Source organism: Inquilinus limosus DSM 16000, assembly GCF_000423185.1.
Taxonomy (GTDB): domain Bacteria; phylum Pseudomonadota; class Alphaproteobacteria; order DSM-16000; family Inquilinaceae; genus Inquilinus; species Inquilinus limosus.
In genome coordinates this window covers 45,435-60,742 of sequence record NZ_AUHM01000009.1, presented here as the reverse complement: position 1 = coordinate 60,742, position 15,308 = coordinate 45,435, and the positions used below count along the sequence as shown (strand labels likewise).

Here is a 15,308-nt window from a genome sequence, read left to right as displayed (position 1 = left end):
CTAGGACGGGGAGCGTGACAGGACGATGATGCTTCGTTGATGCTTCGGTTGCCGGTCGATCATCCGACGGTCTCGGCCCGCCGCAGGATCTCGGCCAGGCCGGCGGGCAGGGTGCCGCTCAGCACCATCACCTGCAGCCGCAGCAGCGCGGCGACGGTCAGCGAATCGGTGATCCGGCCGTCGGCGACCATGGCGAAGGCCTCGGCCAGCGGCACCGTGCGCAGCGCCAGGTCCTCCGTCTCCTCCGGCTCGGCCTCGCCCTCGGTCAGCCCCCAGGCGACGAACAGGCGGGCGATCTCCGTCGAGACGCTGTTCGACAGGTGCATGCTCAGGAGATCGTGCCAATGCGCCGCCTCCAGCCCGGTCTCCTCGCGCAGCTCGCGCTGCGCCGACAGGATCGGCGGCACCTGCGGGTCGCCGCCGCCCTCCGGGATCTCCCAGCTGTAGACGCCGGGGGCGTAGCGATACTGCCCGACCAGGGTGACCCGGCCTCGGTGATCGATCGGCACCACGCCGATCGCCAGGTTCTTGTAGGTGACGACGCCGTAGATCCCCGGCGTGCCGGCGGGGGTCAGGACATCATGCTCGTCGACCTTGATCCAGGGATTCTCGTAGACCGGCTTGACCTTCAGCGTGGTCCAGCGGTTCTGGCCCCGATCGCTGCCGCCGCCGTCACCATTCGCCACGGACATCCTCCACCAGCCGCTCCAGGCGGTTCAGGTCGGCGATATGCAGATGGTCGGCCGCGCGCACCACGATGCCCGACCGGGCCAGGTCGCTCAGCACCCGGGCCACGGTCTCGCGGGTGGTGCTGACCCGGCTGGCGATGTCGGAATGCACCGGGATCGGCCGGATCGTCGCGGTGCCGTCCGGCTGGGCGCCGTGCAGGGCCAGGCGCAGCAACTCGGCGTGCACCCGGTTGTTGGCGCCGAGCGTGCTTAGCTCCATGATCCGCTCATTGGCACGGCGGACCATGCCGACCAGATGCACCATCAGGGCCAGCGCCAGGGCCGGGTGCTCGGTCACGGCGCTGCGGAAGACGGCGGTGGGCAGGGCGGCGACGGTGGCCTCGGTCAACGCCATGACGTTCGCCGAGCGCGGTGCCTTGTCCAGCGCCGACAACTCGCCGAACACGGCGCCGGTCGGGAGATCGTCGAAGGTGATCTCGCGGCCGGAGGCGGAATAGATCACCACCCGGACCCTGCCTTCGACCAGGAAGTAGACGTGATCGGGATCGTCGTTCCGGTCGATGATCTGCTCATGCGGCGCGAAGCGCTGCCAGCGGCACTGCTTCTGCAGCTCGGCGCGCAGGGCGGCCGGAGCGACCGCGAGGAGGTCGATCCCGTCGAGGGGGCGGGCGTCGTTGACAGGCACGGGTGCGTCTCGTTCTAGAAAACGCGCCAGGATAGGGCCGGCGGGCCGCGCCCGCCAGAGCCCATTCTGGGTTAATCAGCCCGACCGGCCGAAGGCGGGGCGCAGCGCACGTCCCGGGGCGGCCCGGCGGAGCCGATCGCGCGCCGGAACCTCGACCCAGCGGTGGAGCAGGACCGCGAGCGGCAACAGCGCCGCGACCATCGCGGCGATGACCGCCACCGACTGCGCCGCGGAGAACCCCGCATCCTTCAGCTCGTGCCCGGTGGCCAAGCGCCAGCCCAGATGCACGCTGTCGAGCAGCAGCATCTGGGCCAGGTAGACGGCGTAGGAGATGTCGCCGAGGAAGATCATCAGACGGCTGCCCAGCGCCCGGCCCGCCCGCGCCGTGTTCTGCGCCAGGCAGAGGATCAGGAGGCCGAACAACGGCACCACGAAGACGCCGCGCATGTTCAGATGCATGGCCAGAACGATGGCTGCGGCGACCGTCAATGCCGCGATGTCTGTCGCCATCCATCCCGGGGCGCCGTTCTGCCAGACGCGGTGGAGGATCATGCCGCCGATGAAGCCGAGAAAGCAGCGCGGCACGCCCCAGTCACTGGTCAGGTCGAGATCGAGCTGCGGCCCGGCCGAAAGCAGGGCGAAGCCGACCAGGGTTGCCACGTACAGCAGGAGCAGCCCGGCCGGGCGCAGCCGGGCGACCACCGGCACCAGCAACGGGAAGGCGAGGCCGACGATCCATTCGGCGCTGATCGACCAGGACGGCCCGTTCCAGGTGATGGTGTCGTAGATTCCGGCCGCGTTCAGCAGCAGCAGGCTGCCCGGCAGGGTGGCGAGGGTGTGGGAGCCGCCGAAGGCGTCGAGGCCCGAGCGGTCGACCGCGAGCTTCACCAGCTCCAGCAGAACGAAGCCGCCCAGCACGACCAGGTGCAGCGGGTACAGCCGCGCGAACCGGGCCCGCAGGAAGGGGCCTAGCTTCGCCGCGGACGGCCCGTCGGCGAAGCTGCGCCCATAGACATGCATCAGAATGAAGCCGCTGAGCGCGAAGAACAGGTCGACGAAGAGATAGCTCTTGCCGAAGAAGAAGGTCAGATCGGTCGGGTGCAGGTTCGGGAAGGATCCGACCGAATAGTGGAACAGAACGACGCAGAGCGCGGCGATGCCACGCAGTGCGGTGAGGGCGGGAAAGTATTGCTGCTGGCTGCGAAGGGATGCCTCGGCCATGACCCCGGAATGCTGTTGTTGAAGGCGCCTGATGGACCGAACCATCGGGCGGACGGATCGTTCCCCGGGCTGCGGCGTCCCGTCTCAGCCCCGCCCGGTTAGCGCCTGCTCCTCGATGCCGATGCGGTGACGCAGCAGCAGCGCATTGGCGAGCGAGAAGACGATCGCGATCACCCAGGCATCGAAGACCAGCGGCAGCACCGCGATCTCGGCGGTGACGATGAGATAATTGGGGTGCCGCAGCCAGCGATAGGGGCCGCGGCGCACCAGCGGGGCGCCAGGCAGGCTCAGCACCCGCGTGGTCCAGTACGGCCCCAGCGTCGCCACCACCCAGACCCGTCCAGCTTGCAGCAGCAGGAACAGCGACAGCAGCAGCCAAGCCGGAGCCTGGTCCGCCGGAACCAGCAGGAAGATCGCCAGCAGCCAGCCGCCGTGCAGCAGGATGAACAGCGGATAGTGCCGGGCGCCGCTCTCGACCGCGCCTTGCGCGCGCAGCCGCGCCTCGTTTCGGCGGGCATAGGCCAGTTCGCCCAGGCGCTGCGCCGCCACCAGCAGCGCCACCCATTGCGCCCAGCCCAGCATCAGCCGCAGTCCAGCACGGCGAAGCCGGCGCAGAAGCCGGGGCCCAGCGCGCTCAGCAGCCAGCGCCCGGTCATCGACCGGCGCTTTTCCGCCAGCACGAACAGCACCGTCACCGCCGACATGTTGCCGTAGCGGCGCAGCACCGCCCGTTCGGCCGCCATCGCCGTCTCCGGCAGGTCGAAGGCATCGCGCAGCGCCTCGACCACCTTGGTGCCGCCGGGGTGGAACACAAAGCCGGAAAGATCGCCGAGGCCGAGCCCGTGGCGGGCGAGGAAGGCCTCCGCCGCCGGCCGCATGTCGCGTCGCACCAGGGCCGGAATGTCGCGCGAGAAGATCACGCCGAGGCCGTCGGCTTCGACCGACCAGCCCATCACGTCAAGGGTGCCGGGCCAGCGGTGCTCGCCGGTCGGGCCGAGGGCGGGCACGCCATCCTCCGGCCGGATCAGCACAGCGGCGGCGCCGTCGCCGAACAGCGCGGTGGCGACGACGTTGCTCTTGGTCAGGTCGCCGCGGCGGAAGGTCGGGCCGCACAGCTCCACCACCAGCAGCAGCACCGTGCCGTTGAGCGCGCGCGACAAGGCCGCGGCCCGGGCGAGGCCCAGCACCCCACCGGCGCAGCCGAGGCCGAACACCGGCAGCCGCACCGCGTCCGGCCGGAACGGCAGCCGCTCCATCAAGCGCGCGTCGAGGCTGGGCGTGGCGATGCCGGTCGAGCAGATGGTGACGATGGCGTCGACCTCGCCGGCGCCGATGCCGCCTTCGTCCAGGCAGCGCCTTGCCGCGTCCTCCAGCAGGTCGAGCGCCGTGTCGAGGAACACCGCGCTGCGGTCGTGCCAGTCATGCGGGGCGAAGTACCAGTCCAGCGGCACGGCGGAACGGCGGGTATCGATTCCGGCCGCGTCGTAGATCGGAGCCATACGCTCGAACAGCTCCGGCCGTGCCGCGAAGACGCGCCGTGCGCCGTCGCGCGCCTCGGCCTGGGTGATCACGTGTCGGGGCACGGCCGTGGCCAGCCCCGCGAGCCTGGGCATGCTCTACCTCCGCGGGGCCATCCCGCTCAGGGTCAGACCAGGGAAACTGGTCCGTCCAGGCTGTTCGGAAAGGGCGGCCGCCGCGTTGCGCTCGCGGAGCAGGTCAGGATGCCGCAGGGCCGGTGATCCGCCGCGGCCGCAGGACCGTCGCGGCGACAAGGGCGGCGGCGAGGCAGGCGGCGGCCGCGCCCGTCGCCAGCGGCGGGAAGCCGGCGGCAGCATAGCCGATCCCAGCCAGGCCGGTGCCGGTCAGGGTGCCGAGATAGGTGACGGCGCTGTTCAGCCCCAGCACGGCACCGCGGGCCTCCGGCTTCGCCCGGGACAGCAGCAGCACCAGGATGTTCAGCCCGAAATGATTGGCGAAGCCCCACAGCCCGGCCAGCGCGGCGATCGCGGTGAAGCTGTGCGTGGCCAGCAGCATCAGCACATAGATCGCCGCCACCGCCAGCAGCACCATCGGGAACAGCCGGCGCGGTCCCAGCCGGTCGACCAGCCCGTCGCCCAGGCTGGCGGCGCCGAAGCCGATGCCGTAGGTCAGCACGATCAGCCCGGCCTGGCCGGCCGTGAGGCCCAGCGCAGCCCGCACATGGTCGCCGAGGAAGGCGTAGACGCCGTAGAAGGCAGCCATGAAGCCGAGGCAGATCGCCAGCAGCGCCGGCACGCCGGGATAGGCGAGGGGGGCGACCAGCGCTCCCAGCCCCGGCCGTGCCCCCCGGGGGCGAGTCGGCGGTGCCGGCAGCCGGGCGGTGCCGAACAGGGCCAGGACCGCCAGGCCGGCCAGCAGCAGGAAGACCGCGCGCCAGCCCATCGTCTCTGCCACCAGGGCCGCGGCCGGCACTCCGGCCACCAGCGAGATCGACCAGCCGGTCAGCACCCGGCCCAGCACCCGCGATTCCCGGCCCGGCGGCGCAATGGTGGTCGCCAGGGTGTAGATCGAGGGCAGAATCACCCCCGCGCCGAGCCCGGCCAACGCCTGGGCCGCTGCCAGCATCAGCCAATGCACGGCAAAGGCGGAGAGCAGCGTCGCCATAGCCAGCCCGATCATGCCGCCGAGCAGCGCTCGGCGCGGGCCGATGCGGTCGATCTGCGGCGCCAGCAGGAAGGCCGACAGTGCGGTCGCCCCGCCATAAGCGGCGATGGCGCGCGACACGGCCACCGGCGTCGCCGCCATCGCCGTGGCGACGTCGCCCAGGATCGGACTCAGCACCAGCGAGTTCGAGCCGACCACGGCGATGCCGGCGGTCAGAATCGAGGTCTGCACCGAAACAGCGGCCTGATGTTGATGATGTTCGGGCATGAGGCGATAATCGCCGAACCTGGTTCGGTCAAAAAGGGCGATTCTCGTGGTCATCGAAAATACGAAAGCGGTTCGGCGCCGGTCTGCCGAAGACCCCTCCGTCGACGCCGTCGACCGAAAGCTGTTAGGGCTGCTCGCGACCGATGCGACGCTCAGCTACGCCGAACTCGGCCGGGCGCTGAACCTGTCGCCGCCGGCGGTGCATGAGCGGGTGAAGCGGCTGAAGCGCGACGGGGTGATCAAGGCCACTGTGGCGGCGCTGGACGGGCGCAAGCTCGGCAAGCCGATTCTGGCCTTCATCCATGTCAACACGACCGGCTGGGGCAAGACTCCGGAGATGCTCGCCCTGTCGAAACTGCCGGATGTGGAGGAGATCCACACCGTCACCGGCGACACCTGCGTCCTGCTGAAGGTGCGGACGCAGGACGCCCAGGGGCTGGAGGACCTGCTGCGAGTGATCTACGACATCCCCGGCGTCCAGGGCACGCGCAGCTATATCGTGCTCAGCTCGCATCTCGAGCGCGGGGCGCTGCCGGCCGATTAGGCCGCGGACGAGGCATCCGCGGGCTGCGCGGGCCGCAGGCGGCATTCGGCCAGGCGGTCCAGCTCGTCCAGCGCGGCGGCGTGGCGTTGGCCCCAGTCGCACAGCGCGCGCAGCACCGGTTCCAGGCTCAGCCCCAGCGCCGTGGCCGAATAATCCACCCGTGGCGGCACCTGGCGGAAGATCTCGCGATGGACCAGGCCATGCTCCTCCATCTCGCGCAGCTGCTGGATCAGCACCTTCTGGCTGATCTCGGGCAGTGACCGCTTGAGCTGCGACAGCCGCCGAGGGCCGTCGAACAGGTGGTAGAGGATGACCGCCTTCCAACGGCCGCCGATCACCTTGAAGGCGCGTTCCACCGGCAGCACCGGCAACCGCTTGATCGTCTCGGCCATGGTCACCTTCTGGTCAGTATGGAACGAAAGGGTGTGTAGAGCCGCCAGGCGGCATACTGGCAAAAGGCGCCTCACGCTGTCCAACGCCAGGTGAGGTCATGAAAGCCGTCCAGTTCAGCCGCTTCGGCGGGCCCGAGGTGCTTGAAGTTGTTGATCTTCCAACCCCGCGGCCCGGTCCCGGCGAGGTGCTGGTCCGGGTGCGCGCCGCCGGGGTGAACTATTTCGAGACGCTGCTGCGCCGGAACCTCTATGCCGTGACGCCCGAGCTGCCGATGGTCCCGGGTGTCGAGGTGGCGGGAGAGGTCGAGGCGGTGGGGGAAGGGGGCGATGTGGCGCTGATCGATGCGCGGGTCGCGGTGCCGATGTTCGCGATCGGCCGGCCCACCGGCGGCTATGTCGAGTACGTCTCCGTCGACGCCGTCTCCGTCGTGCCGCTGCCCGACGGTCTGTCCTTCGAGGATTCCGCGGCGCTGCTGGTGCAGGGCCTGTCGGCGCTGCATCTGGTTCGGCGGAGTCCGCCTCGCGGGCGAACGGTGCTGGTCACCGCCGCGGCCGGCGGCGTCGGCTCGCTGCTGCTGCAGTTGGCTCGGCGTGCCGGCGCGGAGCGGGTGATCGCTGCGGCGGGCGGGCGGGCGAAGCTGGATGTCGCCCGCAGCCTCGGGGCGGATCTATGCATCGATTATGGCGAGCCCGGCTGGGCCGCCCAGGTCCACGACGCGACCGGCGGTGCGGGCGTTGACATCGCCTACGATACGGTCGGGGGCGCCGTGACCGGGGCCTGCCTCGACGCGTTGGCGCCGGGTGGCGAGCTGGTGTTCGGCGCGCTGGGCCGGTTCGAGCTCGGGGCGGCCGATCTGGAAAACATGATCCTCGGGAACCAGTCCCTGAGGGGTTTCGCTCTGCTGCCGCTGCTGACGCCCGACGGCCTGCGGGCCGATCTGGCGGAGCTGTTCGCCCTGGCCGCGTCCGGCGCGCTGCGGGTAGTCCAGGGCGGCCGCTATCGTCTGGACCAGGCCGCCGAGGCGCACCGGGCGCTGGAGGATCGCAAGAGCACCGGCAAGATCGTGCTCATCCCGTAGGAAGGCTCAGCCGCGCTCTCGCCGGTAGTGCAGGATCACGGCGCCGGTGTCGAGCGGCCGGGTCTCGATCAGCTCGAGGTCGATGCGGTCGAAGCCCGGTTCGAACAGCCGCTTGCCGTCGCCGAACAGGGTCGGCGTCACCATCAGCCGGTACTCGTCGAACAGGTCGCGGGCGACGAAGCTCTGGGCGATGCCGGCGCCGCCGAACATGAACAGGTCTCCCTCGCCCTCCGCCTTCAGCCGCGCGATGGCACTCTCCAGGTCGTCGCGCACCACCGTGCCGTTCCAGCCGGGATCGCCGGTCAGCGTGGTCGAGAACACGGTCTTGGGCAGCCGGTTCATCACCTGGGCCCAGGGAATGCCGGCCGCCGGGCTGCTCGGGTCGATCGCCGCCGGCTCCCAGAACGTCTTGTTGAACAGGAAGTTGACCCGGCCGTAGAGCAGGTGCCCGGCCCGCTCCAGGGCATAGCCGGACCAGTGCGTCGCCAGGTCGTCCGACCATTGCGGCGGCACGAACTCCCCCTTCGGCCCGTTGATGTAGCCGTCCAGGCTGATGAACATCGACAGGATGGCCTTGCGCATGGGTGTCCTCCGGGTTGCTTTTATCTGATTGTATACAGCAACTGGTTGCGTTCTATCCATTCTGATTGCATATTGCAAGCGGAAAAGGAGCGACCCCGAATGAGCAGCGAACCGCGATCCGGCTGTCCGATCAATCTGACCCTCGAAGCCTTGGGCGACCGCTGGAGCCTGCTGGTGATCCGAGACATCATGTTCGGCGACCGGCGGCACTTCCGGGAGCTGCTGACCCAGTCGGAGGAGGGGATCGCCTCCAACATCCTGGCCGACCGGCTGAAGCGCCTGACCGAGGCCGGGTTCCTGACCCGCACCGACGATGAGAGCCACAAGCAGAAGGCGATCTACAGCCTGACCGAGAAGGCGATCCAGCTGGTGCCGCTGTTGGCCCATATGGGCGCCTGGGGCCGCCGCCACATGCCGGCCACCCGCGACCTGTCGATCCGCGCCCAGCTGCTGGAGGAGGGCGGGCCGGCGCTATGGGACGAGTTCATGGACGATCTGCGCAGCACCCATCTCGGCCAGCCGCGCCGGCGCAGCGGCCCGACCGTCGCCGAACGGCTGCGCGAGGCCTTCCTGGCGGTCCGTGCCGCCGGCTGAGCCGGCACAAATTTTTTCGAGGCCGTGTCGGAACCGCGGCGGGGGGCCCGTCCTTGGGGCATCAAACGCTCAAACCAGGAGATCCTCCGTGACCGCCACCCCCGCCTCCGACCGCGAGCTCGTCCTGACCCGCCTGATCGACGCGCCTCGCGAGAAGCTGTTCCGCGCCTGGACCGAGCCCGAGCTGATGAAGCAGTGGTTCGTACCGCGGCCCTGGACCACCCCGGTGATCGAGGTCGATCTGCGTCCGGGCGGCTCCAACCTGATCGTGATGCGCAGCCCGGAGGGCAACGAGTTCCCGAACCGGGGCGTCTATCTCGAGATCATCAAGAACGAGAGGCTGGTCTTCACCGACGCCTATACCAAGGCCTGGGAACCGTCGGAGAAGCCGTTCTTCACCGGCATCATCACCTTCGAGGACGAGGGCGGGAAGACCCGCTACACGGCCCGGGCGCTGCACTGGACCGTTGCCGACCGAGAGGAGCACGAGAAGATGGGCTTCCACGAAGGCTGGGGCCAGTGCGCCGACCAGCTGGCGGAACTCGTGGCGAAGATCTGAAGAGAGTGCGGGTGGTGCCCGTATGCCACCCGCCCGAAACCCAGAACCGTCATGGCGAGCCCCGAAGGGGCGTGGCCATCCAGAGATCGAGCCGCTGGATCGCCACGTCGCTTCGCTCCTCGCGATGACGAAGAGGTCAGGTTCGGCGTCTGGTCAGCCGGCCGTGTCCTTGCTGCGGTAGTGATAGCGATACAGCTCCGTGCGGAAACCGAGCGACGCGTAGAGCGCCAGGGCCGGTGTGTTGTCGGCCACCACCTGCAGGCAGGCGCCTCCGGCGCCCTGGGTCAGGGCCCAATCCATCAGATGGCCGACGGTCCGCGAACCATATCCGCGTTGCCGATGCTCGGGATGGGTGGCGACGGATTCCACCACCAGCAGCCTGTCATGCACGACGCCGTAGGCCTTCGCCACCACTTGGCCGTCGATCCGGCAGGCCGCGAAGACCTTCGGCAGGACGATACTGTCGAGCATGCAGCGGAAGACGGGATCAGCCGGGTCGGACCGCAGCGCGAGCCAGTCCTCGCCAGGCTGGTCCGTCAATTCGATCTTCGCGCAGTCTCGCGGCCGATGATCGGCCAGATCCGCCAGCAGGGTGGTGGTCTCGGTCTCGGCGGCATAGCCCTGCCGCTCCAGCGGGCCGTCCATGTCCGCGGCGATCGACGGGACCCGGAAAATGGCCGGCCGGCCGAGGCCGCGATAGATGCTCTCGGCCGCGGCGATGATCCCGCTCGGGTCATGTGACCCGCTTCGCAGTGGATTCACCGAGTTGGTGCGTCGCGTGGCGCCGCCGGAGGCCCGCAGCAGCCAGCCGCCCAGCAGCACCTGCCGCGGCGAGGGCCAGGCGTTCTGGCAGGCTTCCTCCACTCTCCAGGCGATGTCGTCGGCGGACATGGGCACTGACCCCAAAAGCGGAAGGGGCCGGACGGGTGTTCGGCCCCTTCTCTGTTTAGCGGCGATTCGAGATGGAGTGCAGGCCGTTCAGCGCCGCGGCAGCAGCTTCTGCACCTCGTCGGCGGCGTCGGCCAGGGCCTCCTCCGGCGTCGCGCTCTGCTCCACCACCCGCGACAGGTTGTCGACGATGGTCTGGGTCACCTTCACGCCGTTGCTGCCGGGGAAGGCGTACCAGGGCCGCATCTTCGGCATCTGCTCCAGCCCGGCGCGGAACAGCGGGTTCTTGGCATAGAAGTCGCCGAGATATTCGGGCGACTTCGCCGCCAGCTCGTTGTTCGGGACATAGCCGGTGCCCGGCACCACCACCGAGGCGCCATAGGGGCCGGCGGCGAACTTGATGAACTCCCACGCCGCCTCCTGCTTGGCCGGGTCGCGGGTCAGCATCACCGCCGCGTTGCCGCCGGTCGGCAGCTGGCCCTTGGCCGGGTCCAGCAGCGGGATCGGCGCCGTGCGCAGCTCGAACTTATCGCCGACATTCTTGATGGTGTTGCGCAGCGCGCCGGTGGTCTGGAAGGCGAAGCCGACCTTGCCGGCGACGAAGGCCTGCTCGCCGGCCGACTTGGTGAAGACCGGCATGCCGCCCTCCGTCACCATGCGCTGGACCAGGGTGAAGGCGGCCAGCCCCTCCTGCCCGTCGAAGGCGACCTTCTTCTCGTCCGGCGACAGCATCTCGCCGCCGGCACCGAACAGGAGGGCGCTGAACATCCAGTCGTCGCCCTGCCAGCGGAAGTCGATGCCGTCGACGCCGTCGCCCAGCGCCTTGATCTTGGCGCCGAGCGCCAGGACCTCGTCCCAGGTCTTGGGCGGCGTGTCCGGGTCGCCGCCGGCTTTCCGCACCAGGTCGGCGTTGTAGTACATGATCGGGTTCGAGGTGGCGAAGGCCAGCCCGGCCTGCTGCCCGCCGAACTGGGCCAGGCCCAGGATGTGGTCGCTGAAGCCCTGCTCGGCCATGTGGCCGTCCTTCTCGATGAAGGGCTTGAGGTCGACCGAGATGCCGCGCTCCGCCACCACCCGCAGCCGGTTCAGGCCGATGAAGGTGATGTCCGGCATCTCCGCGGTACCGGCCTGGCGCAGGATCTGCTGCAGCCCGTCCTCATAGGTCGGCGACGGGCTGGCGAAGACGATCTTGATGTCCGGATGCTCGGCCATGAACTTCTGCGAGATCGTGTCCATCACGTCCTTGAAGAAGCCCGGCATCGGGTAGTGGACGGTCAGGGTGGTCTCGGCCTGCGCGGCGCCGGTCATCGCGGCCGCCAGCGCCATGCCCGCCAGCGCGGTTCGGATCAGTCTCACGTTTGCCCCTCTCTGGAAGAAATGCGACCGGGTCAGCCCTTCAGCCCGGTCAGGGTGATGCCTTCGATGAAGCGGCGCTGGGCGGCCAGGAAGGCGGCGACCAGCGGCAGGGTGACGACCACCGTCGCCGCCATCAGAGCGCCGTAGTCGTCGCCGGCTTCGGCGGCGCGGAAGAACAGCAGGCCCAGCGGCGGCGTCGCCATCCCGGTGTCGCTGACCACGATCAGCGGCCAGAACAGGTCGTTCCAATGGGCGACGACCGAGAAGATCGCGAAGGCGGTGATCGCCGGCCAGGCGTTCGGCACGATCACGCGCCAGACGATCGCCAGCTCCGACATCCCGTCCAGCCGGGCCGCGGCGATCAGGTCGTCCGGCATCGCCCGGAAGAACTGCAGGAACAGGAAGATGCCGAACACCGAGATGGTGAAGGGCGCCACCAGCGCGACATAGGTGTTCAGCGTGCCGGTGGCCGACAGCGCGACGTAGATCGGCAGGGCGATGGCGTGGATCGGCACCAGGAGGCCCAGCATGATCATCGTGACCATGGCCCGCGATCCGCGGAAGCGCAGCTTGGCCATGGCGTAGGCGCAAGGCACGGCCACCAGCACCTGCAGCACCAGGATCAGGCCGCAGACGATCACACCATTCAGCAGGATCTGCGCCATCGGCACCCGGGTCAGCGCCTTGGTGAAGTTCTCGACCAGTGCCCAGCGCTGCGGCAGCAGCGACAGGGAGGAGGAGAAGATCTCGTCCTGCGGCTTCAGCGCGACCGACAGCATCCACAGATAGGGCGCGACGAAGACCAGGGCGCCGGCCGACAGCAGGACCAGGCGCACGATCCGCAAAAGGGTCCAGGGCCTGCCGATCATGCGTAGTGCACCCGGCGGTCGAGGACGCGGTACTGCAGCAGCATCAGCACCACCAATACTGCCAGGAACACCACCGTCATCGCCGAGGCGTAGCCGACCCGGAGATAGACGAAGCCTTCCTGGTAGATGGTCCAGAGCAGGACCTCCGACGCCTTGTTCGGACCGCCCTGGGTCAGGGTGCCGACGCTCTCGAACACCTTCACCGCATTGACCACGCTGATGGTGATCACGAACAGCGTGGTCGGCCCCAGCATCGGCCAGGTGACCAGCCGGAACCGGTCCCAGGCGCTGGCGGCGCCGTCGATCTCGGCGGCGGCGTACAGCTCGCGCGGGATCGCGGTCAGCCCGGCCAGGAACAGCACCATGTTGAAGCCGACCGACTGCCACACCCCGATCAGGGCCAGGCTCAGCAGCACGGTCTTGCTGTCGCCCAGCCAGTTCGGACCGGTGATGCCGAAGAGGCGCAGCAACTCGTTCACCGGGCCGATGCTGGGATGCAGCAGGTACTGCCAGACCGTGGCCATGGCCACCAGCAGCGAGGCGACGGGCAGGAAGTAGACAGTGCGGAACAGCGCGCGGCCGCGCGTCTCTGCCTCGATCAGCAGCGCGACGCCGAGGCCGAGCAGCACCGAGGCCGGGGTGACGATGGCGGTGTAGACCGCGGTGTTCTTCAGCGAGATCAGGAAGGTGCGGTCGCCCAGTAGCTCGGCGTAGTTGTCGAAGCCGATGAACTGCACGCCGTCATAACCGAGCTCGAAATCGGTCAGGCTGAAGCCCAGCACCGCCAGGGTCGGGGCCAGGATCAGCGCCGCCATAAGCAGCACCGCCGGGGCGGACAGGCGCCAGGCGGCGAAGCCTTCCGTCCGCGCCGCGGCCCGGGCGGCCCGGCGGGCGGTGCCGTCGTCGAGAACGAGATCAGCCATGGGCGGCGATCCGCAACGGCGTGGCCGCCACCGTCAGGCGGCCGCCCTCCGGGCCGAAGACCAGGACATCGGCCGCATCCACCGCCAGGGTGACCGAGGCACCGGGCGCTAGCTCGGCCGCCAGGGCCGGGGCGGTCTTGGCGACCAGCTCGGCGCCCTCGGCCAGGGTCAGGAAGACCAGCAGCTCGGAGCCCAGGAATTCCAGCCGGCGCACCGTCGCCGTGAGGCCGGGCTGGCCCGGCATCAGGAAGCGCAGCGCCTCCGGCCGCACCCCCAGCGTCACCGCCGTGCCGGGCGCGGCCTCGACGCCGTCGACCAGGACCCGGCCGCCGATGCGGGCGGCGCGCGCCTCGTCCAGAACCGCGGGCAGCAGGTTGATCCGCGGGCTGCCGATGAACTGAGCGACTTCGACATGCGCCGGGTCGGCATAGACCTTTGCCGGGCTGTCCAGTTGCAGCAGCCGGCCGCCCATCATCACCGCCACCCGGTCGGCCATGCTCAGCGCCTCGGACTGGTCATGGGTGACGTAGAGCGTGGTGACGCTGGCGCGGCGGTGCAGTTCGACGATCTCGCCGCGGGTGTGGACCCGCAGGTTGGCGTCGAGATTCGACAGGGGCTCGTCCATCAGGAAGGCGGCGGGCCGGCGTACCAGCGCGCGGGCCAAGGCCACGCGCTGTCGCTGCCCGCCTGACATCTGGCCCGGCTTGCGGTCCAGCAGATGGTCGATCTTCAGGCTGGCCGCGGTCTCGCGCATCTGGGCCTGGATCTCCGCGCGCAGGGCGCGCTGGCCGGGCATCAGGGTGCCGATGAAGGGCAGGCGCTGGGCCGTCGACAGGCGCCGCATCGCCAGCGGCACGGCGATGTTCTGCCCGGCGGTCAGATGCGGGTACAGCGCGTACGACTGGAACACCATGGCGATGTCGCGCGCCGCCGGGCGCAGCGCGGTGATGTCGCGGTCGCCCAGCTGCACCGATCCGGTGTCGGCATGCTCCAGCCCGGCGGCGATGCGCAGCAGGGTGGTCTTGCCGCAGCCGGACGGTCCGACCAGGGCGATGAACTCGCCCGGGGCCGCCTCGATGGTGACGTCCTGCAGGATGCGGTTGCCGCCGAACGCCTTGCTGATGCGGCGCAGCGCCAGCCCGGTCACGAGGCGGCCTCGGCGGGCTGGTGGCGCGGATAGACCTCGTGGATCACGTCGTCGATCACGAAAGGCCGCAGCTCCGGCAGCTCCACGATCTCGCTCGACGCGGTCTCGTCCAGCGTGTGGATGACGGCGCCGAGGATCCGGTCGCCAGGCATGTCGCGCTCCATCGGCCCGACGACGAAGCCGGAGGAGGGGCCCCAGACATAGCGCGTGCCGGCCTGGGCGCCGGTCCAGGCGCGGTGCAGGTGGCCGCTGGCGACCAGGGCCACGCCGTGCCGCTCGAACAGCTCCAGCAGCCGGCGGCGCGGCGCCGGGCGGATGCTCCAATAACCGGTATCACCCTCATCCGGCCGGTCGACGAAGACCGGCTTGTGGGTGAAGATCACGACGCCGCGGCCCTCGCAGGCCTGCAGCACGCCTTCGAGCCAGGCGAACTGTTCCGCCTCTTCCTCGTCGCCGCTGCCGATGACCTGGCTGTTCAGCCCGACCAGGCGCCAGCCGGGCTGGTCGTGCACCCAGCGGTCCGGCCCGACGATGCGACGCCAGCGCTCCAGCCGCTCGCGATTGGCCGGCTGGCGGGTGCCGGGCAAATCACCGACATCGTGGTTGCCGGGCACCGACAGCACCGGGAAGGGCAGGGCGCGCAGCAGCTCGGCGCAATGCTCCAGATCGGCCTCGACATCCGCCCCGTCGACGCTGAGGTCGCCGGTGTGGACCACCAGGTCCGGCCGGGCGGCCTGCAGCCACTCCGCCAGCGGCGCCCAGTTCGACGCGAAGTGGCGCTTGCCGGGACTCAGATGGGTATCGGTGATCTGGATCACCCGCACGGTCGGCTCCTTTGCTGCTGCCGATCGCCGCACGTCATGGCAAAGC

At 69.7% G+C, this 15,308-nt stretch carries 18 protein-coding genes; 4 read left to right on the top strand and 14 right to left on the bottom strand.

Going from position 1 to position 15,308, the window contains the following annotated elements; translation table 11 throughout:
- Window positions 1-59: 59 nt before the first annotated feature.
- The 6 genes from G537_RS0111255 to G537_RS37445 form a co-directional block, all read right to left on the bottom strand.
- Entirely contained in the window at window positions 60-686 is a 627-nt protein-coding gene (locus G537_RS0111255; protein ID WP_245578992.1) for an NUDIX domain-containing protein, read from the bottom strand.
- Window positions 673-1,374: a Crp/Fnr family transcriptional regulator gene (locus G537_RS0111250; RefSeq protein ID WP_026870215.1), complete on the bottom strand. Its 702-nt coding sequence runs from the start codon at window positions 1,372-1,374 to the stop codon at window positions 673-675. The genes G537_RS0111255 and G537_RS0111250 overlap by 14 nt, the downstream gene beginning before the upstream one ends.
- A gap of 75 nt (window positions 1,375-1,449) precedes the next feature.
- On the bottom strand, window positions 1,450-2,595 hold the full coding sequence (locus tag G537_RS0111245; protein ID WP_026870214.1) for an acyltransferase family protein: 1,146 nt from the start codon (window positions 2,593-2,595) through the stop codon (window positions 1,450-1,452).
- An 84-nt stretch (window positions 2,596-2,679) separates the two neighbouring features.
- Window positions 2,680-3,177 (bottom strand): isoprenylcysteine carboxyl methyltransferase family protein, encoded by a 498-nt coding sequence (locus tag G537_RS0111240; RefSeq protein ID WP_026870213.1) that lies wholly within the window; start codon window positions 3,175-3,177, stop codon window positions 2,680-2,682.
- Window positions 3,177-4,208, bottom strand: a complete 1,032-nt coding sequence (locus G537_RS0111235) for a type III polyketide synthase (RefSeq protein WP_026870212.1) — start codon at window positions 4,206-4,208, stop codon at window positions 3,177-3,179. Before G537_RS0111235 ends, G537_RS0111240 begins: the two co-directional genes overlap by 1 nt.
- 103 nt (window positions 4,209-4,311) lie before the next feature.
- A complete protein-coding gene (locus G537_RS37445; protein WP_211230357.1) occupies window positions 4,312-5,469 on the bottom strand; it encodes an MFS transporter in 1,158 nt (385 codons plus the stop codon).
- A gap of 82 nt (window positions 5,470-5,551) precedes the next feature.
- Here G537_RS37445 and G537_RS0111225 point away from each other — a divergent pair, with 82 nt between their 5' ends.
- Window positions 5,552-6,049 carry an Lrp/AsnC family transcriptional regulator gene (locus tag G537_RS0111225; protein ID WP_034851410.1) on the top strand — a complete coding sequence of 166 codons (498 nt, stop codon included), beginning with the start codon at window positions 5,552-5,554 and terminating at the stop codon, window positions 6,047-6,049.
- Here the strand turns inward: G537_RS0111225 and G537_RS0111220 are convergent.
- On the bottom strand, window positions 6,046-6,441 hold the full coding sequence (locus G537_RS0111220) for a winged helix-turn-helix transcriptional regulator (protein WP_026870210.1): 396 nt from the start codon (window positions 6,439-6,441) through the stop codon (window positions 6,046-6,048). The two genes, G537_RS0111225 and G537_RS0111220, sit on opposite strands and share 4 nt — an antisense overlap.
- 98 nt (window positions 6,442-6,539) lie before the next feature.
- Between G537_RS0111220 and G537_RS0111215 the strand changes: the two genes are divergently transcribed.
- Window positions 6,540-7,520, top strand: a complete 981-nt coding sequence (locus G537_RS0111215) for a quinone oxidoreductase family protein (RefSeq protein WP_026870209.1) — start codon at window positions 6,540-6,542, stop codon at window positions 7,518-7,520.
- Window positions 7,521-7,526: 6 nt separating this feature from the next.
- On the opposite strand, the gene G537_RS0111210 is transcribed toward G537_RS0111215, so the two are convergent.
- A complete protein-coding gene (locus G537_RS0111210; protein ID WP_026870208.1) occupies window positions 7,527-8,102 on the bottom strand; it encodes a dihydrofolate reductase family protein in 576 nt (191 codons plus the stop codon).
- A 99-nt stretch (window positions 8,103-8,201) separates the two neighbouring features.
- Between G537_RS0111210 and G537_RS0111205 the strand changes: the two genes are divergently transcribed.
- Window positions 8,202-8,696 (top strand): winged helix-turn-helix transcriptional regulator, encoded by a 495-nt coding sequence (locus G537_RS0111205; RefSeq protein ID WP_026870207.1) that lies wholly within the window; start codon window positions 8,202-8,204, stop codon window positions 8,694-8,696.
- An 88-nt stretch (window positions 8,697-8,784) separates the two neighbouring features.
- On the top strand, window positions 8,785-9,255 hold the full coding sequence (locus G537_RS0111200; RefSeq protein ID WP_026870206.1) for an SRPBCC family protein: 471 nt from the start codon (window positions 8,785-8,787) through the stop codon (window positions 9,253-9,255).
- Window positions 9,256-9,408: 153 nt separating this feature from the next.
- On the opposite strand, the gene G537_RS0111195 is transcribed toward G537_RS0111200, so the two are convergent.
- The 6 genes from G537_RS0111195 to G537_RS0111170 all read right to left on the bottom strand — a co-directional run bounded on the left by G537_RS0111195 (window position 9,409) and on the right by G537_RS0111170 (window position 15,262).
- Window positions 9,409-10,146 (bottom strand): GNAT family N-acetyltransferase, encoded by a 738-nt coding sequence (locus G537_RS0111195; RefSeq protein WP_026870205.1) that lies wholly within the window; start codon window positions 10,144-10,146, stop codon window positions 9,409-9,411.
- An 87-nt stretch (window positions 10,147-10,233) separates the two neighbouring features.
- Window positions 10,234-11,499 carry an ABC transporter substrate-binding protein gene (locus G537_RS0111190; protein ID WP_026870204.1) on the bottom strand — a complete coding sequence of 422 codons (1,266 nt, stop codon included), beginning with the start codon at window positions 11,497-11,499 and terminating at the stop codon, window positions 10,234-10,236.
- A 32-nt stretch (window positions 11,500-11,531) separates the two neighbouring features.
- Complete coding sequence (locus G537_RS0111185; protein ID WP_034851408.1) at window positions 11,532-12,368, bottom strand: carbohydrate ABC transporter permease; 837 nt, start codon at window positions 12,366-12,368, stop codon at window positions 11,532-11,534.
- On the bottom strand, window positions 12,365-13,291 hold the full coding sequence (locus G537_RS0111180) for a carbohydrate ABC transporter permease (RefSeq protein ID WP_026870202.1): 927 nt from the start codon (window positions 13,289-13,291) through the stop codon (window positions 12,365-12,367). The genes G537_RS0111185 and G537_RS0111180 overlap by 4 nt, the downstream gene beginning before the upstream one ends.
- Entirely contained in the window at window positions 13,284-14,438 is a 1,155-nt protein-coding gene (locus G537_RS0111175; RefSeq protein ID WP_026870201.1) for an ABC transporter ATP-binding protein, read from the bottom strand. The genes G537_RS0111180 and G537_RS0111175 overlap by 8 nt, the downstream gene beginning before the upstream one ends.
- Window positions 14,435-15,262 (bottom strand): metallophosphoesterase family protein, encoded by an 828-nt coding sequence (locus G537_RS0111170; protein WP_026870200.1) that lies wholly within the window; start codon window positions 15,260-15,262, stop codon window positions 14,435-14,437. Before G537_RS0111170 ends, G537_RS0111175 begins: the two co-directional genes overlap by 4 nt.
- Between the last annotated feature and the right edge of the window lie 46 nt (window positions 15,263-15,308).